Source organism: Thiorhodovibrio winogradskyi, from assembly GCF_036208045.1.
In the GTDB taxonomy this organism is placed as follows: domain Bacteria; phylum Pseudomonadota; class Gammaproteobacteria; order Chromatiales; family Chromatiaceae; genus Thiorhodovibrio; species Thiorhodovibrio winogradskyi.
This window is the reverse complement of sequence record NZ_CP121472.1, coordinates 681,662-706,235: the sequence shown is the minus strand read 5'-3', so window position 1 is coordinate 706,235 and position 24,574 is coordinate 681,662. Positions and strand designations below refer to the sequence as shown.

The following is a 24,574-nucleotide window of genomic DNA, read 5'->3' as shown; positions in this document are numbered from 1 at the left end:
TAATGGCGGTCATGTCATCTCGGCGTCCCTCTTGTTCCAAGAGGAGCCGGATCAACAAAGCCGCTCAAGGGCGGCGAGGAGGACAACATGCCCATTCGGCAGGTATTCACTGAGGGCGCCAAGCCCGTCAAGGTTTGGACCGACGACATCGATGCGCGCTCACAAGCGCAGCTCATCAACATCTCGACCTTGCCCTTCATCCATCATCATGTCGCCGCCATGCCCGATGTGCATTTAGGGATAGGCGCCACCATCGGCAGTGTGATCGCGACCGACAAGGCCATCATCCCGGCCGCCGTCGGTGTCGACATCGGCTGCGGCATGGCCGCCGCGCGGACCTCGCTGACGGCCGAGCAGATCGATGAAAAGGCCCTGAAAAAGCTGTTCGACCAGATCAGCCGCGACGTGCCGGTCGGGCGCGCGCAGCACAAGGATGATCGCGCGCTCACCACCGCCGCCGAGCCCTTCGCCGCGCCGCTCAAGGCCATGACCGACAAGCACCCGCAACTGCTCAAGGCGTTCGGGCGCTTCTCCAACTGGGTCAACCAGATCGGTACCCTGGGTGGGGGCAATCACTTCATCGAGGTCTGTCTGGATGAGTCCAACCGCGTGTGGGTGATGCTGCATTCTGGCAGCCGCGGGATTGGCAACGCCATCGGCCATTACTTCATCGAACTGGCGCGCCGCGACATGGAGCGCTGGATGATTCAGCTGCCGGATCGGGATTTGGCCTATCTGCCCGAGGGCACGGAGCATTTCGATGACTATGTCGAGGCCGTCTCCTGGGCGCAGGCCTATGCGCGCGAGAATCGTGACCAGATGATGCGTCTGGTGCTGGCCGCGCTCGCCCGGCATCTGCCAGCGTTCAGCGTCACCGAGGAAGTGGTCAACTGCCACCATAACTATGTGGATCGCGAGAACCACTTCGGCGCCAATGTCTGGGTCACCCGCAAGGGTGCGATTCGCGCGCGTGAGGGGGATCTGGGCATCATCCCTGGCAGCATGGGCGCGAAAAGCTACATTGTGCGCGGCAAGGGCAACCCCGAGAGCTTCTGCTCCTGCGCCCATGGCGCTGGCCGACGCATGAGCCGCACCGCCGCCGAGAAGCAGTTCAAGCCGGCCGATCTGGAAGCCCAGACCCAAGGCGTGGTCTGTCGCAAGGACAAAGGCGTGCTCGATGAAATCCCCGGCGCCTACAAGGACATCGACCAGGTCATGACCAACCAGAGCGACCTGGTCGAGGTGGTGCATACCTTGAAGCAGGTGGTGTGCGTGAAGGGATGAGCCAAGCAAGGCGGCTTTGGTGGATGGAGGCTCAATCACCGCCTCCGTCACCACCGCCGTCAAACCAATCCCCGCCATCGCCACCGAATCCGTCGCCAGCTCCTGCTCCGAAGCGGGAGACGAGCTTGACCAGCAGCACAAGGATGGCCATTCCGAAAAGAATCGGACAAAAAGCGCCCCTGAGCCAATCACTGGAAAACAGATCCATGCAGTGAAAGGACCAGGCGGCGATGACAAGCCAGAGGATAACCGCCATGATTGCTTCCCAATGCCGACGAGACACCATCAGCGCGACTGTCTCGCGGGCCTATCTTGCCAAGGACAACCGTGAAAGTCATTCTTCTGGGTAATGCTGGTTCAGGCAAGAGCACCTTCTCCAGGAGGTTGCTCGCCAGCGAGCCAGCCGCTTGACTGTCGCTCGATACAGTCGCCTTCGCGGACGGCCCGACACGGCGTCCGCTTGCGGACAGCATTGCCGTTAATTGGCCTAGGTGCTTCCAGGGGCTTTTCGGAGTGTTGCAGAACTACAGAGCTGAGCCAGCAATTTTCTACAGGCTTTTAAGTCAGTAACATACGAAAAACAGAACCTAACAAAGCAGAACTAATCTCGTTGTCAAACTGCGCGAGAAGGTAACCACGCTTTGGCATTGTGACATTTCCTCATAATTTAGCTCACTTGCGAAAGCTGGGGTGAGGCAGGAACCCCAGCATTTTGCCAGCGACGATGCTGGGGGCCACTACCGTTCACCCCAGCCCACGGGCTTGATGCGCTTGTTTTTTTAACGCTCAAGCGGCTGGGATTTGTTTCTCGGGAATGAGTGACTGACCAAGCCGCTTCAACCACTGCCAAGGTATCCAGGCAACAATACCTAGGCCGCACAGGAGGTAGAGGAGCCAGGTAGGCAGCATGGCAAGGAAACGCGCGATCAAGTCAAAAAAATCACCTTTGTAAGCGATTTTCGAAGCGCGGGCGGAATATTTGATAAAGCGCGTCGGCCCGATTTTGTCCAGCACGCGGAGCCCTTTCACCCCATAGGTTGAGGCCAGCTTGATGCTCTCGGTTCCCAGTTGCTTCGCCCGAGCGGCGGTTTTCAAAAAAGTCGGACCGCCGATGCGATACAGGGTGGCGGTGGAATCGCCAAAGGTTTCAGCTGCTTTCGCCATCCGTCTAAGGGAGGCAGCATCGCTGGTCTTGCTCAACAGATTCAGACCGCCAGGTGTGCGAGCCAGCCGGTAAACATCGTTGAAGAGATCGGTGACGGAATCGAGTTTCTTGGTCTTTTTTACGGTTTGCGCGCTGTTGACGAGCGTTTTTCCAAGCCAAGGCGGCAGTTTGCCGAGCTTGCGGGCGGCTTTCAGGATGGTCACTCCCCCTTTCACCCCCGTCGTACCGGCCGCTGCTGGAGCCGCCGCACCCGCGGTGCCAACCGTGGCCGCCGCGCTGGCGACCTGAGCCGCGGTCGCGACTACGCCGATGGCGGCCAGTGCCGCAACCACCTCATCGACCTCTTCACCCTGCACCCAGTTGGAGCCCTGCGCGGCAAGATCGCGCAGGTCGCCAATAACGAAAAAATCGGTGATCACTCCTGCCGCCTTGCCGATGGCTTCATCGCTGGTGCCCTCAAACAAGCCCTCGCCAAGCTTGCTTGCCCGATAGGAAAGGCTGCCGCGCACTTTTTCGATTTCGGCATGCAACGCCTGTGCGTTTGGGTCGTCCCTGACATAATCGTAGTTCAGGAAAAAATCGAGGTAATCGGCCGCTTCGGCGTATCGCTCCTCGGCGATCAGCGTCTCAACCTCAGGAACCGGGTCAATACGACCCAGCGCCAAAACCGCCAATTGTGCCTGCTGCCAGATCACAGCGGCGGAGATGCAGGCGAGAATCAAGAGAATGATCTTCACGGGAAGTCGGAAAAACATGGTTATTCTCCAAACCAATGCTGGTTACGATTCGTCTTCATTGTAGCAGAGTGATGGTCACTCACTGGAACCTTGCAATCCAAACCGGTGGATCGCCTGTTGCCCTCGGCCAGGCTGCACCCCGCGCACGCGGGGCGAGCCTCGGGCACCTAAGCTGTTTCGCGCATCCCCGTCTCCTTCAACCGACACTCCGCCATCAACCGCCGCAGAAAGGCTTCCGGCTCCAGCCGCTCACCGAGCAGCCGCTGTTGGCGCTTCACATTGGCAAAATCCCCCGGTGTCAGCGACTCCAACCGCTCCAAATGCGAGGCGAGATTGCTAGGCACCACAGCGTGCGCGTCGCCGAGCGCTTCCCGCGCGAACAATCCAAGCCGTTGCTCTGGCTTGAGCACGCGGAAATGCAGTTTGAAGTCGAACCGCCGCAATGCCGCCGCATCCAGACCGCTCATTAAATTGGTGGCGGCGATGAAGATGCCGGGGAAGCGCTCCATCTGCTGCAAGAGCTCATTGACCTGGGTGCGCTCCCAAGGGCGCTGCGCCTGACGGCGATCCGCCAGAAAGCTATCGACTTCATCCAAAAAGAGCACCGACCGCTCTGGGTCAATACTGACGAATAGCCGCGCCAGATTCTGCTCGGTCTCGCCCACATAGGGTGAGATCAAATCCGATGCCTGCCGGGCGATCAGTTCCCGATCCAGCGCCTCGGCCAATACCTCGGCAAAAGCGGTTTTGCCAGTTCCCGGCGGGCCATAGAAGCACAGCCGGGCGCTGCCCTCGCGCTCCAGTGCGCGCACCAGGGCGCTGGGCGCAATGCCGCCGGCCAGGTTCAGATAAGCGACATCAAAATCCGTCGCCGACTCCCGCCGCCGGGGCGCGGGCGCGCCATGCAACAAGTGGCGCATGGCGGCGATGTTGCGCCGCACCGTGGTTTCCTTGGGCGCATCCGGGCGCAAGTCGAGCAGGCGACGCGCCGCACCCAGGGTGGCCGGGGCGAGCTTGTCGTCGGCTGCCAGGTCGTCGAGCAAGGCCGGCGGCAGACCAAGATCCCCGAGATGCCGCTCGGCCATTTGTAAGCGCACCGAGCGCGGCGGGGTGACGAAGGCCACGGGCAGCAGGAAGCGGCGCTGAAAGGCCGGGTCCATGCCGCGGGTCTGGTTGCTGATCCAGATCGCCGGTACTGGATTCTCTTCCAGGATGCGGTTCATCCAGCCTTTTTGCTCGCCGGTCGGGCCGGCACCACCGAGCAGCGCGAACAAGCTGTCCTGTTGGGTGACCACGTCCTCGACCTCATCGAAGATCAGCACCGCGTCCCGGCGCTTGGCCAACAGGCGTTGCGCGACCAGGTAGGCGGACAGGCGCCCGTCACGATCCAGCCCGCCCTCCTGGCCGTCGCGGTTGTCCTCGGTACTGGCCACCTGATAGGCGGTCAGTCCACTGGTTGCGACCAGCGCGCGCGCCAGCTCGGTCTTGCCGGTGCCCGGCGGGCCATGGAAGAGTGCATTGACGCCAGCGACGCCCGAGCGTGCGGCGGCGGCCAGGGTCTCTTGCACCTCCAGCGCACGCTCGCGCAGATGCGGAAAGGCCGCCGGTGTCCAGTCCCCCGCCGGGGCGGGTTCGACCAGGCGGGCGAGCAGCGCGGCTTCATCCTGTGGTTCGGCCTCAAACAGATCGCTCAAGAGATCGCTCGGCTTCAGCAGATCCTCGACATCCGGATGGTTACGACGATAGTCCAGTAATCCGAGCTGGCGCAGCGGAGCGCTTTTCTGCACGGAACGGCGCAGCGCCCGCTCATCGATGCGCAGCATGGTCGCGACGCAATGGCGCACATCACCGCGCACATGCCGATTGATACGCCCTTCGTTCACCAACTCGTCAAAGGCGCTGCTGGTGTCGCGCAGGTCGAGGTACTCGAGGATGCGTTCGGCGGTGGCGTCCAGCCCCAGGGACTGGCTGAGCAGACTGGCCACCGGCGAAATGCAGCGATTGTCGTCGGCCTGATCCAATTGCTTGAGCATCCGGCGTGGCAGGCCCCGGTAAAACTTGCGCAGTGGACCACGGCTAGAGAACAAGTGCTCATTCTCATCTGGCTCGGGAAGGGGGCGCTCAAGCTCCGCTTCCAGCTTCCTGATCAGATCACTTAGGTCCTTGTCATCCTCGTCGTCCTCGTCAGTGTCAGCTGCCTGCGCATAAAGTTCGGCACGGAACCGAGTCGGCAGCAACGTCCCGGTCAGATCCCAAAGCGCGCGCAGAAAATCGCGATCCTCCAGGCGCTCGCGCACGCGCTTGTCGCTAAATAGCAGCCCCAGCGCAAAGCGCGCCAGGCGCAGCTCATGGGCTGTGACAGCGTTTAGGTCGGGGCGCCAGCGGTAAAGGTTGTCAGTCATGCGTTTCTCCTGATGTGAAATTGCCAATGTCCTAACTCACATATGTTTTCACCGGACCCCAAGGGGGCCGGTGCTCAAACTCAGTCGGGCTGCCAGGGTTGAAAGCGGCGACTGTCGTAATGCCAGTTCAGAAAGTCGCCGCGATTCGGCCCTTCATCGACGAACAGCCCAAGCACCAGATCCAACGGCTCGCGGAAGTAGGGACTACCGGCATCCCGTTCGCTGTCGAACACCGGCTGATCGAGCACCTCCAGCACCACCGCTGGCTGGGTGGCACGCGGGTAGCGCTTGTTCATCAGTCCCGGCTTCCAGACCACCAGATCGCCGGGCGCGAAACGGTGCCGCTGCTGCCATTGCTGGAAGCGCTCGCGCAGCGCCGAGGAGGGATCGCCGGTCAGGTTGTCGAGTGGTTCGTCCTCTAATAGCAGATCGTTTTGGCCGTCCTCATCGAGGCCGATGCGCACGAGCCAATCGTGGGAGCTAAGGCGGTCAGTGTTTTTCGGCATGGATGAATCTCCTGCGTGGGTGTTCGACTAGGCGAGAAAACTGAAAGATGACGTCAGCGCTGTTTGCCATTTCGTGCATGAATATCCGTGTTGACGGGCTGTTTCAGCCTGGGGCTAATCCAGAAAAGTCGTCGCCGGGGCGCAATCAACGCCCGAGCGGTCGCAACGCGCGGGGGATGCGGCAGCATTGAATGAATTGTTAAAGAACCAAAATCCAGCCGTCCGGATGTGCCAGAACCCTGTGATATCCGTTAGGCGGCGGTCGCGTTTCCGCGAAAATCGACCGTTCAGGGTTGAAAAACGACCGCTCGTCGGGAAAGACCCGGTTTCGCTGTTGGGGCTTGGCGTCTCGTGCCAATCGGCTTCACGCCGCTGGGCCGACAGCGCGATGATCAATATAGCGGGGACATGCGACGAAGGCTGTCGTATTGGACTCTCATCGGGCTTTCCCCCGGCCAAAAAAAAGGAGACGCGAAAGAGGGGGCGATGCATGGCTAGACTGGTGAAAAATCATCGGGAACCGCCACCGGGAACGGCACGATGGTCGTAAAACCGATCTATACTGATGGTATAGACCGCGCCCATGGCATCCCGGAGGATCATCGATGACCGCAACCGCCAAACTCTTCAAGAATGGTCGTAGCCAGGCCGTGCGACTGCCGGCCGAGTTCCGCATGAAAGGCACCGAGGTTCTGATCGAGAAAGTCGGAAACACGGTGGTGTTGCGCGAGAAGTCCAGCGGGTGGGATGATTTTTTCACCCAGCCCAGCGCAACCCCCGAGGATTTCCTCCAGGATCGCGCCCAAGAGCCACCACAGGACCGAGCGTGCTTCCATGACCTGGATGCTTGATACCAACACCTGTAGCTTCGTGATCCGACAACGGCCAATCGCCGTCAAGGAACGCTTCGATCAAGTCGGACATGACAACCTCGCCATCTCGACCATCGTCCTTGCCGAGTTGCAATTTGGGGCCGCGCTGCATCCAACCCGCGGCACCGCGATTCTGAGCGACATTGAGGATTTCTATCAGCGGCTGAGGGTGCTGGCGTGGACCGAAGCCGCGGCGCGCTGTTACGGACAATTGCGCGCTCAGCTGCAACGCGCCGGCACGCCGATCGGCAACATGGATCTGCTGATCGCAGCCCACGCGGTGGCGGAAAATGCTGTTTTGGTGACAAATAATCGCCGGGAGTTTGAACGCGTCCCGGGCTTGCGCTGCGAAGACTGGCTCTGACCGATTGAGGCCAAGCCCATGTCGATTGATCATCAACGGCGTTCCGAGCGGCTGTCTCATTGGCTCGCGAAATCACCCAGCAACGACGAAGACCGTCTGACTGGTCGGTGATGGCGACCGACGTGCGACAAACTCAGTCGCAACGTCCAGCTAGACTGAAGCCGAGTCGACGACTCTGTCGGCGGAAAACACAATGCACGGGAGGGAGGCAGGATGAATCGCCGTCAATGGCTGCAAGCACTCGGGTCTGGCCTGCTCTGGCCGCTGGGTGGCGCTGGCGTAGGGGCCGCGAGCAACAAGTTCACAACCCTGTTGCGGCCGTTCGAGCCGCACTCGACGGCGACCCGTTCTGAAGAAGCCGGCGGCGGCTTTGTCATGACGGCCCTGTTCCCTCCCTCGCGATCCTGCTGTATCGGCCTTGGTGCCGGTGCGAGCCCCTTTATCCAAACCCTGAAGCGTCGCACCGATGTCGACCAAGTCGAGCTGATGGCGCAGTCGGCACAGGAGCCCCGGGCCGTTACCCATTGGCTGCACGCTCAGGTCGCGCCGGGCGACTACGTCGTGGTGGTGATCGATGCCAGTGATCCGCAGGCCGTTGCTGACCTAGCCCGGCATGCCCCAGGCTGGCGACCGCCGGAATGCGTCTACTGCGTCGCGGTGGTGATCAACCGTCCAAGACACCTCGCCTCAATGCCCTGGAACGCAACGGAACAAGCCGCGTTGGACAGCGCCTTTGATGCCGTTATCGAGCCAGCGCCCGGCATGGCCGCCGCCCAGCGGCTGGCGATCCAACTGCTCATCGACGGCACGCTGCTGTTATCCCGCACTCCTATCGGTTACGACCCGGGCGACATTCGCGAGTGTTTGAAGCGCACGAAACAATTTCGTACCGCTGCCACCCTGTGGCATCGCCCCGATCAGCGCGAGCGCGCGTTGCAGCGGTTGCGGCAGCGCGGACTGGTGCATCCCCCCGGAGACTTGCTCGCCTTCGTGCATGCCGGCAAGGGGCTGAGCATCCATGAATTCTTCGACCTGATGGACGAGCTGGAGATGCGCTTGCCAGTGCGCGATGAAGCCCGGCTGGTCGCGAGCGGCTTCTTGCATGAGGACTGGCCGCGCGACCGGCGGGTGCTGGGTGTGACGGGGTGAACCGGATGCGTAACAGACAGCTCGGCATGACAGAGGAAGACCGGGTCCGCGCGCGCCAGCGACCGCTTGCGCAAGCGACCCTGCCTATCGAAGACACAGACGCCTTGACCCCCGAGGCAATTGCGCGGCGCGCCCGGATGAACGGGCAAAACGGCCATCCAAGTCCGGCCACATCACAGGTCAACCTCATCGCCTCCCCGGACACCTGGATCGAAGGCGAGGCGCTGCGCCAACTGGAGCACACCGCCGCATTGCCCGGCATGCGCGCCGCTGTCGGTCTGCCCGACCTGCACCCCGGCAAGGGTTATCCCATTGGCGCGGCTTTTCTGGCGGACAGGATTTATCCCGCCCTGGTCGGCAACGACATCGGCTGCGGCATGGGGCTGTGGCAGACCGATCTGGCGATGCGCAAGTTCAAGCCCGCCCGCGCCAGCGAGCGCTTGACCGATCTCGAAGGCCCCTGGAGCGGCGACCTCGCGCACTGGCGCGCCGAGCAGGGCTTGGTGCCAACGGATTTCGATGCCTCACTTGGCACCATCGGCGGCGGCAATCATTTCGCCGAATTGCAGACGCTGGCCGAGGTATTGGATCCAGACGCCGTCGCCGCGCTGAATCTTGACTCCGATCATCTCCTGCTCCTAGTCCACAGCGGCTCGCGCGGTCTTGGCGAAGCCGAGCTGCGCGCCGTGATCGACGCGCACGGCCATCAGGGCCTGGCGCCGGATTCCCCCGCCGCGCGCGACTACCTCCAGGCGCACGACCAAGCCATCCACTGGGCCGAAGCCAATCGTCGGCTCATCGCCCGGCGCCTGCTCGACGCCCTCAACGCCGACGGCGAGCGACGGCTCGATGTCTGGCACAACCTGGTCGAACCCACTGACTGGGCCGGCGAGACCCTCCGGCTGCATCGCAAAGGCGCCGCCCCGGCTGATCGCGGCCCCGTGGTCATCCCCGGCTCGCGCGGCACCCTGTCCTATCTGGTCAAGCCCCTGATCCAGTCCGGGCACGAAACCAGCACCACGACCGACACCAGTCTGCGCTCCCTCGCCCATGGCGCTGGGCGCAAATGGAAACGCGGCGACGCCCGCCCGCGTCTTAGCGCCCGCCAGCGTCCCGAGGATCTGCGCACCACCGCGCTCGACAGCCAGGTCATCTGCGACGACAAGGAACTGCTCTATGACGAAGCCCCGGAAGCCTATAAAGGCATCGAACAAGTGGTCGCCGACCTGGTCGCGGCCGGACTCTGCCAGATCATCGCCACCCTGCGACCGGTGCTGACCTACAAGGTGCGACGTGCTGATCGCGCCGGAGCGATCAAAGGGCCGAGCAAAGCGCGCGGCGCTGGCAAGTCCAAGCCAAATTCCGAGCCCAAATCCAAGCGCAAATTCAAACAGGCCCGGCGATGAGCACCCCAAGGCTCTGGCTGCAACTTTCCGCCGGTCGCTATCCCGACGAGTGCGAATGGGTGGTCGGCCAGCTCGCCCCGCGTCAGACCGCCGAGCTGACCGACCGCGGTCTCGCTGTCGAGGAGATCGACCGCACCCCCGGCCAGCACGCCGGCGACGCGCGCTCGGTGCTGCTGCGCGTCAGCGGCCCCGACGTTCGGGCGCGCGTCGCCGATTGGCTCGGCACCATCCAATGGATCGGCGCCAGCCCCTATCGCCCAAATCACAAGCGCAAGAACTGGTTTGTCCGTATCTTGGCATTCACGGAACCGGTGGTCTATACTTGGCGCGAGCACGACCTGCGCATCGAAACCCAGTGCGCGTCCGGCCCCGGCGGCCAGCATGTCAATCGCACAGAGAGCGCCGTGCGGATCACCCATCGGCCGACCGGACTCAGCGTGCTGGCACAGAAAGAGCGCTCCCAGCACACGAATCGGCGGCTGGCGCTGGCGCGGTTGGGGGCATTGTTAAGCCAGCGGGCGGATGAACAAGCGCACGCGGCGGAAGATAGAAAGTGGCGGCAGCACACGTGGCTTGAGCGGGGAATGCTGTGCGGGTTTATCGTGGGGTAAATTGGGAGCGAAGCCGCTGAACATGATCGAGGAGCGCGTCATTCTCAATCCCCCTGCTCGCCAAGCCTAACATTGTCTGTCCTCGATTCTTGATACACGATTACCGGCGGAAATTCACCATGCAAGCCGCAAAACAGGAAGCACTCAGCACCATTGGCCAGTTACCAGAGGACGCCGACATGGATGAAATCATGTACCGGCTTTATGTGCTGGACAAAATCCGCAAGGGCCAGGATGCCGTGGAACAGCGTCAGATCGTCACCAGTGATGAGCTGAAGCGGGAAATCGAATCGTGGTAGTTTGGTCGCAACCGGCCAGGGCAGATTTGCGTTCAATCCATGATTTCATCGCTCATGATTCCCGCTTCTATGCAAAAAAGGTCGTCCAGGATATTCGGGAGAAGACCGATATTTTGGAACGGGTGCCCAGGGCTGGAAAGAAGGTAACGGAGCTTAATGAGGATACGGTCAGAGAACTCTCCCTTTACTCTTACCGGATTATTTACAAGATTAAGGAAGAAGGGATATTTGTCTTAGCCGTGGTGCATAAACGTCGCGATTTGAAGGCAGGTAATATCGAAAAGCAATGATACCAAAGCTCTGCACCGATGTGTTCGCTAATAGATTCAAGCCTTTGAGTTTGAGAGTTGATAAAAAACGCCAGATCCAATCTGCAGAAATTACTAAGCTCTCACACAACTCCACCCACTATCGCGTGCATTACAAGCGCAGAATGAGTTTGTTGGCATACGGACCTTAACGAAATAAGTAGTCTATGAAATCTGAGTTGGTCTGTTCCCTGTTTGGTTTAAATCTATAGAAAACAAATCGAGCCAGGCCCCTTTAATTTCTCCTTTGATTTCTCTACCGGGAGATGAATCGTAGCAGCCAGCGGCGGAGCTACAACTGGAAGGGCTTTGCCGAACTGATCAAGGTGTTCAAGCTTGAGCGACCACGAATCTTCCACAGCTTCTGATTAGTCTGCACGGTTTCCGCGTGCGAAGCGAATCACTTCGAGGAGCCCGGTGCGGTAATTCCGCACGCCGTGATCTGTACGGGGCGGCCGGGTAACTGGCCGTCCTACCGTGATGTGGCGATAAAACTCTCTGTATCAAACCAACATGTAGGTGAAAGAAAATGACAACACACGACTACGTCAACGGAGTAAATATCGGTGATGCCGGAGAAAGCGTCAGCTCCGCCGAACCGGTAACTCTTGATAGTAATAACGAAGCGACCATTACCGGTCATATCGCCGGGGATAATGATACATACCGTTTCACATCACAACGGAGCGGAACTGTCTCAATTGAACTGACAGATTTAGAGGGCCTCGTCGGTTCCAGCATACCACTTCCATCTGTCTATTTAAGGTCTTATGACAGCAACGGAGATTACTTAGAAAAAGAGCTTGGTATTTTTTCTTATGGACCGTACCTAACATACAATCTTAATGCTGGCGAGACCTTTTTTGTCAAGGTTGATCCAGTCGATTTTGCCTCCACAAACTATAACCTTAGCATTCGTGATGCCGACGACTACGTCAACGGAGTAAATATCGGTGATGCCGGAGATGGCATCAGCTCCGCCGAACTTGTAACCCTTGATAGTAATGGCGAAGCTAGTGTCACCGGTCATACCATCGGCGACGATGACTACTACCGTTTTACATCATCAGGGGATGGCACAGTCACAATCGACCTTTCGGAATTAAATTTAACTGCTTCTGGAGAGTTTTATTTCCGTTTGTATGACAGCAACGGAATTGAAGTCGTAGAATCGACTAGCAGAGGCGAGAGCAAGACGATAACCTACAGTGTCAATGCTGATGAGACATATACCGTCAGAGTTGATCCACAAGGTAATATCGCTTCATCATATAACCTGAGCATTGCTGCACCCACCAGAAGCGGCGGTAGCAATCCAGGTAATGAAATCGGGCAGTCGGAGGCAACAAATATCGCGCTGCTCTATGGTGCGGGTCTAGGGAGAGTTCCGGATGTAGGTGGCTTGAATTTCTGGATCGATCAGCATGCGAACGGCATGTCGCTCGGTATAATCGCTGGTGCTTTTCTTGATTCGTCGGAATTCACAAACCGCTATGGCGACGACGATATAATGACGTCGCAAAGGTTCCTCACCGTAATGTACGATATCTTCTGGGCAGACAGCCCGACACGGCGGGTTTTTCTTGGTGGGAAGAGGCGATGGCGCAGCAAGGGCTTTCTCGAGAAGAGGTTCTAATCTTTTTTGCCGATAGCACGGAAAATCGCAGTCAGGCGACCTATGTGGATACGCTATATCAGGTGGGAGACGACTGGTTTTTCTGATCCTAAGCGCAGGTGGAATTCAAAACGTTAACCAAAGGGTAGAGTAGAGAGCAGGTTGCCATTCCTTTAGTCGCGGCTTATCTGTTTCCGCCCCTTTCGTTTGGTGGTGCCTAAATAGCCGAGGCATGGCGCTGACAACCAGCCCTCCCTCATTAGAATTAAAAGGGGTCTGAATTAAAAGGGGTCGAATTAAAAGGGGTCTGGATGAAATTGTTTTCGGGCAGTGAGACAACGCCGAATCAACCGCCTAAAGTTGGCCTTCAGTCCGACCACTCGCTACGCTCGCGGTGGCTGGGGCTGGCGTTAGGCTTAAAGAGGCTCTTTTATGCAGACATTAGATAAAATCAAAACAGAAATAGAAGCACTGCCTCATTGTGAATACATGAAACTCTGGCAATGGTTCTCGGAGCATGATTGGGATGCATGGGACGAGGAAATAGAAAGAGACTCTGCCGCAGGAAAATTGGATTTTCTTATAGATGAGGCATTAGAAGAAAAAGCAAAAGGAAAGCTTGGTCAACTTTGATGCACAAAACTACTGCGCGATTCTGGGCTTGCTTTTATGCTTTGCCGGAACAAGTGCAGAAACTCGCACGAAAGAATTATGAATTACTAAAAGAAAACTCACGCCATCCATCCTTGCGTTTCAAAAAGGTCGGCAAATTGTGGTCGGCTCGTGTTGGAGGCAATCATCGTGCGCTGGCTATGGAGGACGATAAAGGGTACGTTTGGGTTTGGATAGGAACTCACCAAGAATATGATCAATTAATCAATGGTTAATTGGCCTAACAGAATAAAAGGTACCAGGGTCAATTTAATTCCAGGTAAGTGAATGAAATTCAAACTTACCAAGGTACTTCCGTCTTTTCGAGCGGGATAGGCTTAACAGAAAAGTCGGGGACGCACTGAATAAATAAAGATCAACCAGGATTTGTCCAGTCCTCTCGCCTATGACGCACGCGCAGGATGTAAATGTCGTGCTTGCGAATCCTGTAGATTACGATATGTGATCCAGCAGGATGAATGCGGCACGCAGGACTCAACTCTGACCGCTCTGGCGCGGCAAGAGGGTTTTCTGCTAAAAAATTCGCATGCCTGATGCAGCCTTCGGTGATAGCGCCTGGCTTGGTCGAGACCGAATTCTGTCGCGCCTGCGATGTAAATCTGGATCAAGTCTTCTTCGGCCGCTTCACTGAGGACGTAAGGCTTCACTGTGGCGCGGCTAACCTCGCAAGCGCTTCGGCCTCAAGATCCTGCATGGAACGCCGTCCTTCTCTGCGCGCGCCTGCTTCATCGATCAACGCTTGCATCCGTGTAATTTTTGCGGTGCGCTCCTGATCGCGCCGAATTAACTCGCGCACATACTCGCTGCCGTCGCTGTATTGACCGGAGCGGGAGCATTCATCGATCCAAGCGATCATCGTATCCGGTAAAGACAGATTCATTGTTGCCACCATGTCACCTCTATCAGTCGATCCGGATTGTCATTCTTTCCGCCACTGTTGTACGGATTGGTAAGCATGAAGTTAAACAAGGATTTCAATGGACTGTCAAGGTGCGTGGGCGAAAATCCAGACAGCTCGTCTTACCTGGCCGCTGGATTTTCGCCAACGTACAGCCCCCACCTCTTTGCTCAAAGCACTCACGTCAAACTCTGTCCTATACTCATGCCATCCTTTGGCCATGAGAATTTTCGGCATGAGTGCGACCCATCAGGAGCGCATTGAGCGCTTGCAAGCCCTGTTCGCTCGAATCTCGCCACCCCAGACGGCGCCGCAGCGCTGCGTCGATGTTGGGCGGCTCGAGCGGCTGTTGGAGGATGAATACGGCACTGAGGCCTCGGCGGCCGCGCGGCGGCGCCGGCTGCAGCGGGACCTGACCGAGCTGATTCGCGACGAGCGCATCGTCGCGGTCAACCCCGGTGGCAAGCCGTTGCGCTATCGGCGGCGGGCCGAGGCGGGGGACGATGATCCGAACGTGATCGCCTATACCCGCCAGCTGATTGACCAAACGGTGACCGATCTGGTGCCCAAGGGGCGGCTCGAGGCGCTGTGGCGCCAGCTGGTTGTGTCCGACCAGGTGCCAGCACTGAATGATCAGCGCCTGCGGATTCTGTCCGCCGAGCAGCGGCTGATTCCGGCCAAGGTGCACCCGCGGATTCTCAGCACCGTGATCACGGGGGTGGCCGAGCAACGCATCTTGTCCGTTAAGTATCGCAAAGCCACGGGCCAGCTCCGCAAGCCACGCTTGCATCCGCAAGCCCTGGTGCAGCGCGGTCCCGTGATCTACCTGGTGGCGCTGAAGAACAACGAGCCCGCGCATGTGCGGTTCTATGCCCTGCATCGGATGGTGCGCGTCGAGCTGACCGAGGACGCGGCTCGCGCGGCCGCGGGGTTCGACCTGGACCGGGCCATCGCGGAAGGTCTGGTGGACTTCGGCTGTGGCGAGACCATCGCCTTGGAGCTGCGCGTGCGGGGCTACCTGACCGATGTGTTGGAGGCCTGCCCCTTGGCCGAGGGACAGCAAACCCTGCCCGAGCCCGAGGACAGCGACTTCGATTTGCGGTTGCACGCGACTGTCCCCTCAAGCGGCGCGCTGTTGCGCTGGCTGCTGGCGGCCGGGGACAATCTGGAGGTGGTGGCGCCGGATGCGATGCGGCGCAATGTGGCCGCGCAGATCAACAAGGCATCGACGCTTTACGCGAATGTGCTTTAATCCCCAGCCAACCCAAGCCGCACGGCGATCAAGCCATGCGTCCCGACAGATCCGTTGAGTCAGCGGAGGCCAAGCCCATGCTTCGGGTCCATCATTCCAACCGGCTCGAGCAGCTGATTGATGTCCTGGCCACGCAAGAGCACGCGGCTGGCCAGGACCCCTTCGCGCGCGAGGTCATTGTCGTGCCCAATCAGGGCATGGCGCGCTGGGTGTCGCAGCAGCTGGCGATGCGCCGGGGCATCGCGGCGAACATCGACTACCCGCTGCCGGCGAGCTTTTTCTGGCGGATGCTCAAGAGCTGGCTGCCGGAGGCTCCGGAACAAGACGCCTATCAGCAGGGCGCCCTGACCTGGCGGATGTTTCGGCTCTTGCCCGAGATGATCGCCGCACCGGCCTTTGCCGATTTGAAGCGCTATCTGGACGCGGACTTATCCGACCTGCGCCGCTTCGAGCTGGCCGCGCAATTGGCGAGCCTGTTCGATCAATACCTGGTCTATCGCCATGACCTCTGCCTCGATTTCGAGCGCGGAGCCGCGCCCGAGGATTGGCAAGCCATCCTGTGGCGCGCGGTCGCGGCAGGCGTCGGCAGCGCTCATCGGGCGCGCTTGGTGGCGGAGTTCGAGCAAGCCATCACCGCCGGTACGCCGCCTGCTGTCCCCTTGCCCAAGACGGTGAGCTTGTTCGGCGTGGGCGCGCTGGCGCCGGTGCAGGTGCGCATGCTGGGGGCGCTCGCCGATCACACCGAGGTGGTGCTCTACTACCTCAACCCCTGTCGCGAATATTGGGCCGATGTCGAGGACGAGCGCCGGCTGGCGCGCCGCCGGGCGCGGGCGCGGCGGGCTGCTCTGCCCGATCCGACCGGGATGCTGGACATCGGCAATCCGCTGCTCGCCTCCCTTGGCCATGCCGGACAGGTGTTTCTCGATCAGCTGCTGGAGCTGGGTGGCGAGGACAGCGAGCATTTTCTCGAGCCCGAGGGCGACAGCCTGCTGGCCTGCCTGCAGCGGGATCTGCTCAATCTGGCCGACCGCCGTTCCCTGGACGCCACGACCCGCACCAGCATCAGCCCCGACGACCTGTCGTTTCGCGTGCACGGCGCCCATGGTCCGCTGCGCGAGGTGCAGGTGCTGCATGACCGGTTGCTGGATCTGGTCGAGAAGCTGCCCGGTCTGGAGCCGCGCGACATCCTCGTCATGGCCCCAGATATCGATCTCTACGCGCCTTATGTGGAGGCCGTCTTCGGCGCGGCGGAACCGACGCTGCGCCTGCCCTGGACCCTGGCCGACCGCAAGCCCGGCGCGGGCCAATCCTTGGTCGCGGCGATCAAGACCCTGCTCGGATTGCACCAATCGCGCCTCACCGCGAGCGATGTGCTGGCGTTGCTCGCGGTGCCCGCGCTGCAGCGGCGATTCGGAGTCACGGAGTCGAGCCGCGAGCGCCTGGCGTCGTTCATCAACGATGCCGGTATCCGTTGGGGCCTGGACGCGGACAGCCGCCGCGCGCTGGGTCTGCCCGCCGAGGCGTTGAACACCTGGGCCTTTGGCCTTGCGCGGTTGTTTCTTGGCTACGCCATGCCGCCCGAGTGGGCGGACCGACCCTACCAAGGCGTGCGGCCCTATGCGGATATCGACGCCGGCGATGTCGATGTGCTCGGCGCGCTCCAGAGCCTGGTCGATGCCCTGAGCCAGTGGCGCCATCGGCTCAAGCACACGCGCACCGGCGCGGACTGGATGCAGAGGATCAACGCGCTGCTCGAGACCTTTTTCGACGCCGAGGAGGACGCCGAACTCGCGCTGCTCGATGCCGTGCGCGCCACCATGGAACAGACGCTGACCCAGCAGCGGCTGGCCGGCGTCGAGGAGCCCATCAGCAGCGACCTGGTGGGCGCGCTCATTCGCCAAGCACTGGACGAGCCCGGCGGGGCCTATGGTTTTCTGACCGGACGCGTGACCTTCACCAACATGGTGCCCATGCGCTCCATCCCGCACCGGGTGGTCGCGATCCTGGGAATGGAGGCCGATGCCTTTCCACGCGCGCAGCGCCCGTTGTCGTTCGATCGCATTGCCACCGAGCCGCGGCGCGGCGACCGCTCACGCCGGCGCGACGACCGTTATTTGTTTCTCGAATGCCTGCTCGCCGCGCGCGATGCGGTGCACATCAGCTGGGCCGCGCATGGTCCGCGCGATAACAGCCCGCGCGCGTGCAGCGTCGTGGTCGACGAAGTGCTCGACTATATCGACGCCGCCTTCCGCATCGAAGGGGCCGAAACGCCCCGCGACCGCCTGGTGGTGCATCATCCCTTGCAGCCCTTCAGCCCGGCGCATTTCGACGGCGTCCGGCCGGCGGTGGCGAGTTACTCCACGCGCTGGTGCGAGGCGGCGCGAGCCCTGGAAGATAGCCGCCTCGCGCCCTTCATCGAGGAGCCCTTGGCGGCCCCCGATCTATCCCCAAGGCCATCCCCAAGGGAGGTCGAGCTGCATGATCTGCTGGGCTTCCTGCGCGACCCCTCCGGCCATTTTCTGCGCAAGCGCATCGGTCTGCGCCTGCCGCGCTCGGAGGACGCGCCATCCGATGACGAGCCTTTCATTGTCGGCACCGGTCTCGCGCGCTACGGCCTGCGCACGGCGCTGCTGGATAGCCGCCAAGCCGGGTTTGGGGATGACGACATCCTCGCGACGCTGCGCGCCGCGGGCGTCTTGCCGCACGGCACCTTTGGCGCGCAGCAAACCCGGCAGGAACTGGCGCTGGTCGATGACCTGATCGCGCGTCGGACGCCTTTGCTCGGCGAGCCGCTCGACCCAGTGGATGTGGACTTGGAGATCGGCGAGTTCCGCTTGGTTGGCGAGCTGCACCCGCTGACCACGGCCGGCCTGGTGTTGACACGCCCGGCCAAGCTTAAGCCCAAGGATCGCTTGAATGCCTGGGTGCGCCATCTGGTGCTGTGCGCCGCCGCGCCGGCGGGCGTCAAAGCCTCTACTGCCTATGTCGCCGAGGATGTCACCCTGATGCTGGATGCCGTGCAAGATCCCGTGGATCAGCTGGCCGATCTACTCGCGCTCTATTGGGAAGGCCTCAGCCGACCGGTGCCCTTCTTCCCGGCCACCAGCTTTGCCTGGTGCGACCAACAAACCGACGAGGCCGTTGCCAACAGTTGGGACGGGGGCTATTACGCCGCGGGCGAGAGCCAAGAACTGGCGGTGCGCATGGCCTTTCGCGGTCAGGATGCCCTGGCCGATCCCTTCAAGGCGCTGGCGTTGCGCATCTACCAGCCCATCGCTGAGGTGTCGCGGCAGATCAAGGCCGGCGAGGAGCGGAAGTCATCATGAAACAGGCGGACCCCTTGACCTTGCCGCTTCATGGCACCGTGCTGGTGGAGGCCAGCGCCGGAACCGGCAAGACCTTCACCATCGCCACCCTGTATCTGAGGCTGCTGATCGAGGCGGGTCATAGCGTCGATCAAATCCTGGTGGTGACCTTCACCGAGGCGGCCACGCAGGAGCTTAAAGAGCGGGTGCGCGCGCGCATCGGCGAGGCGCTGTCCTGGCTGGCGCAGCCCGACCTCGGTCCGCTTGCCTACAAAGACCCGGTGCTGCATGCATTGCTCGGCGCGGTCAGCGACCCGGCCGAGGCCACGCGGTTTCTGGTCGATCAACTCGCGCGCATGGACGAGGCCGCGATTCATACCATCCATGGGTTTTGCAAGCGCACGCTGGAGGCCTTTGCCTTCGAGTCCGGCATCACCTTCTCAGCCGAGTTCATGACCGATGACCGACCGCTGCGGCGCCAGGGCGCGGCAGACTATTGGCGCGCCCGGGTGGCGACCGCTTCCCCCGAGGATGTGGAATGGATTGCCGCGCACTGGTCGGAAGGGCCAGACCGGCTGCTAGGAGACCTCGACCGCACCCTGGCGAGCGAGGATTTGAGGCTGCTGCCGGATGTCACCGAGGAATCGCTCGAGAGCACGCGTGCCGAGTTGTTGGAGCTGTTGGAGCAGTTTGGGCACGCCTGGCATGCGGGGAAAGAAGAGGTGGCCGCGATTCTCGAGGATGGCAGCGTGATCAATCACCGGTCATACAATCGCAATGTTCGCCAGGCAGCCCTCGAAGCCGGCGACGAGGTAGCAAGGCTCAAGGAGCTGCCGACAAGCCTGCCGACTTCCTTCGAGCGGCTGACCTCAACCATGATCGCCGAGAAGACCAAGCCCGAAGCCGAGATACCCCAGCACCTGATCTTCGACCTGTGCGAGCAGATCCAGAACCTGCATGCTCAGCTGGCAACACTGCCGCGCGCACTCTTCTTGCGCCGCGCCCGCGAGAGCATTCGCGCCGCCATGGAGCGCGAGAAGGGCCAGCTGCGCGCGATGTTCTTCGACGATCTCCTGAGCCGTCTCGATCGCGCGCTTGCAAGCCCGGGTGGTGTCGCTTTCGCCGAACGGATTCGCACCCGACTGCCGGTCGCCCTGGTCGATGAGTTCCAGGACACGGACCCGGCGCAGGCGCGCATCTTTCAGGCGATTCATGGCGGCCGGCAGGATGCCTGCTTGCTGCTGTGCGGCGACCCCAAGCAGGCCATTTACGGTTTTCGCGGCGCCGATATCTTCGCCTACATGCGCGCCAAGCGGCAGACGCCCGAAACCGCGCGTTTTACCCTCGCGACCAATTGGCGCTCGAGCAGCCGCCTGGTCGGCGCCTTCAACCGGCTGTTCCAGGCGGCGGAGAACCCCTTCCTGTTCGACCCCGACATCAGCTACGAGGAGATTGATCCCAGCCCGCGCGCGGACAAGGAACCGCTGTGCATCCGCGGCACCGAGCCCATCCCGCTGGAGATTCGCCATCTGCGGGTCACCGAACAAAATGCGTCAAAAAACCCCAAGGGCTGCATTCGCGCCGTGGCCGCCAAAGCGGCGCTCGCGGCCTATTGTGCCGAACGCGTCGCCGAACTGCTTACCTTGGCGGATGCGGGCCAGGCGACCCTGGGTGATCGCGCGCTGACCTCGGCCGACATTGCCGTGCTGGTGCGCTCGCGCGCGGAGGGCGAGCTGGTGCAGGAGGCGCTGCGCGAGCGTGGCGTCGGCAGTGTCAGCCTGAGCGAGGACTCGGTCTACGACTCCGAGGACGCCGAGGCCATGGGGCTGGTGCTCGAGGCCATCGCCACCCCGGGCGACGAGCCGCTGCTGCGCGCGGCCCTGGCCACCGGCCTGCTGGGCGTCGATGCCCCCACCCTGGCCAGGCTCGCCGAACAGGAGCGCGACTGGGAGGCGGTGACGGCGCGCTTTCTGCGTTATCGGGAGCTGTGGGAAACACGCGGCTTCATGGTCGCCTTCCAGGCGCTACTGGACGGGGAAGCCGTTCCCCGGCGGCTGCTGGCGCGCCCCGATGGCGAGCGGCGCATGACCAACGTCCTGCAACTGGCCGAATTGCTGCAAGTCGCCGCGCGCGAGCATCGCGGCCTGCCCGCGCTGCTGACTTGGTTTCGCGGGCAGCGGGCCGGCGGCGCCGAAACCCGCGGCGGCGCGGAGGACGATCAGCTGCGACTGGAGAGCGATCACGGCCTAGTGACCGTGATGACCCTGCACAAATCCAAGGGACTGGAGTTTCCCGTGGTGCTGATGCCCTTTCCCTGGTCCTATTACCAGGGGGACAACAAACGCAAGCCACCGCCCTTGTTCCATGACCGCGACAAGGGGGATCTGCTGCTGGACCTGGGCTCGCCAGAGATCGACACCCATCGCGCGCTGGCCAGGGTGGAGCAGTTGGCCGAGCAGTTGCGCCTGTTCTACGTCGGCGTCACCCGCGCGGCCAAGCTCTGCATCCTGGGCTGGGGCAAGGTCAATGGCGCGGAAGGCTCGGGGCTGGCCTATTTGCTGCATCAGGACGCGTCCTCGAGCGCGCTCGAGCCCAAGAACCGCCTCAAGCAGCTGGACGACGCCGGCATTCGAGCCGATCTCGAGCGCCTGGCCGCGGGCGCGCCGGATGGCATCCTGATTGGCGAGGTGGAGGAGGATGCCGGACACCACTGGCAAGGTCGCGCGAATGCGTCCAGTTCGCTGGCGCCAGCGTCATTGACCCGGCCCCTGGAGGCGGCAAGCCGTTGGCGCGTCACCAGCTACTCCGGGCTGATCGCCGGGCGCGACCCCGAGCAGCCGGATCACGATGCCGTGGCCGCGCCCACCCCGGCGGCGGACGCCGATGCACTGATCGATGACCAAAGCGCGCCGCCAGATCCGGTCTTCGATCTGCCCGCTGGCACCCGCTTCGGCGAGCTGGTGCATCAGCTGTTTGAGCTGCTCGATTTTCAGGCGGCTGGGCGCGATCAGCTGTTGGCGCTGATTGCCCGACTCAGCGCGCGTTTCGGTCCCCTGGCCCAGCTTCAAGGCGACCAAGGCCAGAACTGGCAGCAGGGATTGGCTACCCTGGTGGAACGCGTGCTGGACACGCCACTGGACGAAGCCGGCGAGCCTTGCCTGCGCGCTATCGCCCGTGCCGACCGGCTCGACGAGCTTGAGTTTCATCTGCCGGTGTCGCTGCTGAGCCCGCCGGCCTTGGCCACCGCGCTGTCTGGCGACGCGCGTTATGCCGGCATCGCCGATGGACTGACCTTCGCTGAGATGCGCGGGTTGCTGCGCGGCTTCATCGATCTAGTGTTCCGCCACGACGCGCGCTATTACCTGGTCGACTATAAATCCAATCGGCTCGGGCGCACCTTTGCCGCCTATCGCCAAGAGGGCATGGCCCAGGCCATCCGCGCGCATCGCTACGACCTGCAATATCTGCTCTACACCCTGGCCCTGCATCGCTACCTGCGCCAACGCCTGCCGGGCTACCACTACGAGACGCACTTCGGCGGCGTGCGCTATCTGTTCCTGCGCGGGATGCATCCGGAGCAGGGCTCCAGCGCTGGCGTCTGGTCGGATCGGCCACCGCTTGCCGTTATCGAACGCCTCGACCAGTTGTTCAGGTCCGACCAGAAGGAGGCAGCATGAGTTCGCACCTGTTGCAGCGTGCCGTCGCCTTGGGAGCGATTCGGAACTTCGACCTGCAATTCGCCGAGCAGTTGAACCGGATCTGGGCATCCGCGGATTCCCCGCCTGATCCCCAGGTTCTGCTGGCCACGGCGCTGGCGAGTTATCGCGCCGGTCAGGGCGATGTGTGTCTGGCGCTGTCGGATTACGCCGGGCGAGCGCTCGGCGAAGACGGCGAGCGGGCCGGGGAGGTGATCAAGGGCAATTCGGAATTCTCCGCTCCGCCACTCAAGGACTGGCTCGCGTCGCTGCGGGCGGCACCACTCATCGGTCGTCCCGCCGAGCGCAAGCCGCTGATTCTCGACGACGCCGGACGGCTATACCTGGCCCGCTTCTGGTCGCTCGAGGACCAGCTGGCGAGGGCGCTGCGCGCGCGCATCGGACACTGGCGCGGAGACGTCAACCGCCAGCGCCTGCGCGCGGGACTCGATCGGCTGTTTCCACCGTCGGCGAGCGGTGAGGTCGACTGGCAGCGCCTGGCCGCGGCCGTGGCGGTGCTGAGACCCGTGGCGGTGATTTCCGGTGGGCCGGGGACGGGCAAGACCCGCACGGTCGCCTCCGTCCTGGCCCTGCTACAAGAGCAGTCGGACGAAGGCCCGCTGCGGATCGGACTGGCCGCGCCCACCGGAAAGGCGGCCGCGCGTCTGAGCGAATCCGTTGCCGCCGAGAAAGGCAAACTCGACATCACGTCTGACATCCGCGCGGCCATTCCCGAGGAAGCCGTCACCTTGCACCGGCTGCTCGGCTATCGGCCGGGGCGGGCCTTGCCCAGCCGCGGCCCGGACAACCCGTTGCGCCTGGATGTCCTGGTGGTCGATGAAGCGTCCATGGTGGATCTGTCCCTGATGAGCCGCACGGTGGCCGCCCTTGCGCCAGGCGCGCGCCTGATTCTGCTCGGCGATCGCCATCAACTCTCCTCCGTCGCCGCCGGCATGGTGCTGGGCGACATCTGCGGACGCGGCGCGCGGCTGGGCTACTCAGTGGAGCAGCTGGATGCGCTCACTGCACTGGGGTGCCATATTCCCGAGACCGACCGGTCGCGCAGCTCGTCGCCCAGCTCCTCCCCCAGCCCGTCGGCACAGCGCGGCGGATTGGCTGACCACATCGTCGATCTGCGTAAGAGTTGGCGCTTTGACGCCGCGAGCGGCATCGGCGACTTGGCGGCGGCGGTCAATGCAGGCGACGGCAAGCGCGCCGCCGAGGTATTGGACGATCTGGCCTATCCCGACGTCAGACGCCTCGAGCGGGGGCTAGAGCCGCTCAAAGAGGTCATTCGCGACCAACTCGCACCCATCTTTCGTGACGCCATCGATGCCGCCGATGCTTCAAGCGCATTAAAGGCACTCAACCGCTTCCGCATCCTCACCGCCGTGCGCGAAGGCCCCTATGGCGTCAACCGGCTCAACACTCTGGCGGCTGATACGCTAGAGTCTGTCGGCGCCATTCAGCGCGGCGGCAGCTTCTACCCCGGTCTGCCGCTGATGATCACCGCCAACGACCATGGTCAGCATCTCTACAACGGCGACGTCGGCATCATCCTCACCGATCCAGACGCCGAAGGTGCGCTGCGGTTTTGGCTGCAGAGCCCTGAAGGCGTGCGCCGCCTCCTGCCAGCCCGCCTGCCGGCACACGAGACCGTCTTCGCCATGACCATCCACAAAAGCCAGGGCAGCGAGTTCGAGAAGGTTCTGCTGGTGATGCCCGAGACCGACAGCCCCTTGCTCACGCGCGAGCTGCTCTACACCGGCATTACCCGGGCCAGGAAGGAGGTTTCGGTCATGGCCAAGCCCAGTGACATTGTTTCCGCCTGTGGCCGACGGGTCGAACGGACGACCGGACTCTTGGATGCGCTGTGGCAGTGATGATTGTCGGGCACGATCAGCGGCAAACCTTCGTTCAGACCTTGAACCCAAATCAGACCAATAACCAGGCCCACAGGTTCGGCTGGTGGGCGGGCAGATGCCTCCGGCTGAAGCGCTCACGCTTCGATAGGCTCAGCGATCCCAGGAGCAT

Annotated in this window: 22 protein-coding genes; 16 read left to right on the top strand and 6 right to left on the bottom strand. The window is 62.0% G+C overall.

Annotated elements, in window-relative coordinates; translation table 11 throughout:
* The first annotated feature begins 87 nt into the window (after positions 1–87).
* A complete protein-coding gene (locus tag Thiowin_RS03260; protein WP_328986310.1) occupies positions 88–1,284 on the top strand; it encodes an RtcB family protein in 1,197 nt (398 codons plus the stop codon).
* A gap of 31 nt (positions 1,285–1,315) precedes the next feature.
* Here Thiowin_RS03260 and Thiowin_RS03255 read toward each other — a convergent pair whose 3' ends face one another.
* From Thiowin_RS03255 to Thiowin_RS03240, 4 genes are all read right to left on the bottom strand, one after another.
* On the bottom strand, positions 1,316–1,540 hold the full coding sequence (locus Thiowin_RS03255) for a hypothetical protein (RefSeq protein WP_328986309.1): 225 nt from the start codon (positions 1,538–1,540) through the stop codon (positions 1,316–1,318).
* Between the two features lie 530 nt (positions 1,541–2,070).
* Positions 2,071–3,186 carry a hypothetical protein gene (locus Thiowin_RS03250; protein WP_328986308.1) on the bottom strand — a complete coding sequence of 372 codons (1,116 nt, stop codon included), beginning with the start codon at positions 3,184–3,186 and terminating at the stop codon, positions 2,071–2,073.
* 167 nt (positions 3,187–3,353) lie between these two features.
* Positions 3,354–5,588, bottom strand: coding sequence for an AAA family ATPase (locus tag Thiowin_RS03245; protein WP_328986307.1), 2,235 nt, complete (start codon positions 5,586–5,588; stop codon positions 3,354–3,356).
* A gap of 80 nt (positions 5,589–5,668) precedes the next feature.
* Positions 5,669–6,094 carry a hypothetical protein gene (locus tag Thiowin_RS03240; RefSeq protein WP_328986306.1) on the bottom strand — a complete coding sequence of 142 codons (426 nt, stop codon included), beginning with the start codon at positions 6,092–6,094 and terminating at the stop codon, positions 5,669–5,671.
* Between the two features lie 605 nt (positions 6,095–6,699).
* Here Thiowin_RS03240 and Thiowin_RS03235 point away from each other — a divergent pair.
* The 11 genes from Thiowin_RS03235 to Thiowin_RS03190 all read left to right on the top strand — a co-directional run bounded on the left by Thiowin_RS03235 (position 6,700) and on the right by Thiowin_RS03190 (position 13,605).
* A complete protein-coding gene (locus Thiowin_RS03235; RefSeq protein WP_328986305.1) occupies positions 6,700–6,945 on the top strand; it encodes an antitoxin in 246 nt (81 codons plus the stop codon).
* Positions 6,929–7,330, top strand: coding sequence for a type II toxin-antitoxin system VapC family toxin (locus tag Thiowin_RS03230; protein WP_328986304.1), 402 nt, complete (start codon positions 6,929–6,931; stop codon positions 7,328–7,330). Before Thiowin_RS03235 ends, Thiowin_RS03230 begins: the two co-directional genes overlap by 17 nt.
* A gap of 213 nt (positions 7,331–7,543) precedes the next feature.
* On the top strand, positions 7,544–8,479 hold the full coding sequence (locus Thiowin_RS03225) for a hypothetical protein (protein WP_328986303.1): 936 nt from the start codon (positions 7,544–7,546) through the stop codon (positions 8,477–8,479).
* Positions 8,480–8,484: 5 nt separating this feature from the next.
* Positions 8,485–9,885, top strand: coding sequence for an RNA ligase RtcB family protein (locus Thiowin_RS03220; RefSeq protein ID WP_328986302.1), 1,401 nt, complete (start codon positions 8,485–8,487; stop codon positions 9,883–9,885).
* Positions 9,882–10,496, top strand: a complete 615-nt coding sequence (gene prfH, locus Thiowin_RS03215; protein WP_328986301.1) for a peptide chain release factor H — start codon at positions 9,882–9,884, stop codon at positions 10,494–10,496. The genes Thiowin_RS03220 and prfH overlap by 4 nt, the downstream gene beginning before the upstream one ends.
* 119 nt (positions 10,497–10,615) lie before the next feature.
* Positions 10,616–10,795, top strand: a complete 180-nt coding sequence (locus tag Thiowin_RS03210) for a hypothetical protein (RefSeq protein WP_328986300.1) — start codon at positions 10,616–10,618, stop codon at positions 10,793–10,795.
* Positions 10,789–11,085 carry a type II toxin-antitoxin system RelE/ParE family toxin gene (locus Thiowin_RS03205; protein WP_328986299.1) on the top strand — a complete coding sequence of 99 codons (297 nt, stop codon included), beginning with the start codon at positions 10,789–10,791 and terminating at the stop codon, positions 11,083–11,085. The genes Thiowin_RS03210 and Thiowin_RS03205 overlap by 7 nt, the downstream gene beginning before the upstream one ends.
* Positions 11,086–11,632: 547 nt before the next feature.
* Positions 11,633–12,739 (top strand): DUF4214 domain-containing protein, encoded by a 1,107-nt coding sequence (locus Thiowin_RS03200; RefSeq protein WP_328986298.1) that lies wholly within the window; start codon positions 11,633–11,635, stop codon positions 12,737–12,739.
* Entirely contained in the window at positions 12,703–12,825 is a 123-nt protein-coding gene (locus Thiowin_RS25170; RefSeq protein WP_408034154.1) for a hypothetical protein, read from the top strand. Before Thiowin_RS03200 ends, Thiowin_RS25170 begins: the two co-directional genes overlap by 37 nt.
* Positions 12,826–13,150: 325 nt before the next feature.
* The gene (locus tag Thiowin_RS03195) at positions 13,151–13,351 is read left to right on the top strand and encodes a hypothetical protein (RefSeq protein WP_328986297.1); all 201 of its coding nucleotides are present in this window, start codon (positions 13,151–13,153) and stop codon (positions 13,349–13,351) included.
* Positions 13,351–13,605, top strand: coding sequence for a ParE family toxin-like protein (locus tag Thiowin_RS03190; RefSeq protein ID WP_328986296.1), 255 nt, complete (start codon positions 13,351–13,353; stop codon positions 13,603–13,605). Before Thiowin_RS03195 ends, Thiowin_RS03190 begins: the two co-directional genes overlap by 1 nt.
* Positions 13,606–13,745: 140 nt before the next feature.
* Here the strand turns inward: Thiowin_RS03190 and Thiowin_RS25165 are convergent, their stop codons facing one another.
* Positions 13,746–13,868, bottom strand: a complete 123-nt coding sequence (locus tag Thiowin_RS25165) for a type II toxin-antitoxin system RelE/ParE family toxin (protein ID WP_408034153.1) — start codon at positions 13,866–13,868, stop codon at positions 13,746–13,748.
* A gap of 165 nt (positions 13,869–14,033) precedes the next feature.
* Positions 14,034–14,282, bottom strand: coding sequence for a type II toxin-antitoxin system ParD family antitoxin (locus Thiowin_RS03180; protein ID WP_408034152.1), 249 nt, complete (start codon positions 14,280–14,282; stop codon positions 14,034–14,036).
* Positions 14,283–14,523: 241 nt separating this feature from the next.
* Between Thiowin_RS03180 and Thiowin_RS03175 the strand changes: the two genes are divergently transcribed.
* From Thiowin_RS03175 to recD, 4 genes are all read left to right on the top strand, one after another.
* Entirely contained in the window at positions 14,524–15,540 is a 1,017-nt protein-coding gene (locus tag Thiowin_RS03175) for a helix-turn-helix transcriptional regulator (RefSeq protein WP_328986295.1), read from the top strand.
* 77 nt (positions 15,541–15,617) lie between these two features.
* Positions 15,618–18,866, top strand: coding sequence for an exodeoxyribonuclease V subunit gamma (gene recC / locus Thiowin_RS03170; RefSeq protein ID WP_328986294.1), 3,249 nt, complete (start codon positions 15,618–15,620; stop codon positions 18,864–18,866).
* Positions 18,863–22,522 (top strand): exodeoxyribonuclease V subunit beta, encoded by a 3,660-nt coding sequence (recB, locus tag Thiowin_RS03165; RefSeq protein ID WP_328986293.1) that lies wholly within the window; start codon positions 18,863–18,865, stop codon positions 22,520–22,522. The genes recC and recB overlap by 4 nt, the downstream gene beginning before the upstream one ends.
* On the top strand, positions 22,519–24,423 hold the full coding sequence (gene recD, locus Thiowin_RS03160) for an exodeoxyribonuclease V subunit alpha (protein WP_328986292.1): 1,905 nt from the start codon (positions 22,519–22,521) through the stop codon (positions 24,421–24,423). The genes recB and recD overlap by 4 nt, the downstream gene beginning before the upstream one ends.
* The last annotated feature ends 151 nt before the right edge of the window (positions 24,424–24,574 follow it).

What these genes read in the sequence shown, in the direction of transcription:
- Thiowin_RS03240 (WP_328986306.1), bottom strand. Translation starts at nt 6,094, where the DNA reads ATGCCGAAAAACACTGACCGCCTTAGCTCCCACGATTGGCTCGTGCGC.
- Thiowin_RS03195 (WP_328986297.1), top strand. Translation starts at nt 13,151, where the DNA reads ATGCAGACATTAGATAAAATCAAAACAGAAATAGAAGCACTGCCTCAT.
- Thiowin_RS03200 (WP_328986298.1), top strand. Translation starts at nt 11,633, where the DNA reads ATGACAACACACGACTACGTCAACGGAGTAAATATCGGTGATGCCGGA.
- recC (WP_328986294.1), top strand. Translation starts at nt 15,618, where the DNA reads ATGCTTCGGGTCCATCATTCCAACCGGCTCGAGCAGCTGATTGATGTC.
- Thiowin_RS03255 (WP_328986309.1), bottom strand. Translation starts at nt 1,540, where the DNA reads ATGGCGGTTATCCTCTGGCTTGTCATCGCCGCCTGGTCCTTTCACTGC.
- recB (WP_328986293.1), top strand. Translation starts at nt 18,863, where the DNA reads ATGAAACAGGCGGACCCCTTGACCTTGCCGCTTCATGGCACCGTGCTG.
- Thiowin_RS03230 (WP_328986304.1), top strand. Translation starts at nt 6,929, where the DNA reads ATGACCTGGATGCTTGATACCAACACCTGTAGCTTCGTGATCCGACAA.
- Thiowin_RS03175 (WP_328986295.1), top strand. Translation starts at nt 14,524, where the DNA reads ATGAGTGCGACCCATCAGGAGCGCATTGAGCGCTTGCAAGCCCTGTTC.
- recD (WP_328986292.1), top strand. Translation starts at nt 22,519, where the DNA reads ATGAGTTCGCACCTGTTGCAGCGTGCCGTCGCCTTGGGAGCGATTCGG.
- Thiowin_RS03180 (WP_408034152.1), bottom strand. Translation starts at nt 14,282, where the DNA reads ATGGTGGCAACAATGAATCTGTCTTTACCGGATACGATGATCGCTTGG.
- Thiowin_RS03190 (WP_328986296.1), top strand. Translation starts at nt 13,351, where the DNA reads ATGCACAAAACTACTGCGCGATTCTGGGCTTGCTTTTATGCTTTGCCG.
- Thiowin_RS03260 (WP_328986310.1), top strand. Translation starts at nt 88, where the DNA reads ATGCCCATTCGGCAGGTATTCACTGAGGGCGCCAAGCCCGTCAAGGTT.
- Thiowin_RS03220 (WP_328986302.1), top strand. Translation starts at nt 8,485, where the DNA reads ATGCGTAACAGACAGCTCGGCATGACAGAGGAAGACCGGGTCCGCGCG.
- Thiowin_RS03235 (WP_328986305.1), top strand. Translation starts at nt 6,700, where the DNA reads ATGACCGCAACCGCCAAACTCTTCAAGAATGGTCGTAGCCAGGCCGTG.
- Thiowin_RS03245 (WP_328986307.1), bottom strand. Translation starts at nt 5,588, where the DNA reads ATGACTGACAACCTTTACCGCTGGCGCCCCGACCTAAACGCTGTCACA.
- prfH (WP_328986301.1), top strand. Translation starts at nt 9,882, where the DNA reads ATGAGCACCCCAAGGCTCTGGCTGCAACTTTCCGCCGGTCGCTATCCC.
- Thiowin_RS03210 (WP_328986300.1), top strand. Translation starts at nt 10,616, where the DNA reads ATGCAAGCCGCAAAACAGGAAGCACTCAGCACCATTGGCCAGTTACCA.
- Thiowin_RS25170 (WP_408034154.1), top strand. Translation starts at nt 12,703, where the DNA reads ATGGCGCAGCAAGGGCTTTCTCGAGAAGAGGTTCTAATCTTTTTTGCC.
- Thiowin_RS03225 (WP_328986303.1), top strand. Translation starts at nt 7,544, where the DNA reads ATGAATCGCCGTCAATGGCTGCAAGCACTCGGGTCTGGCCTGCTCTGG.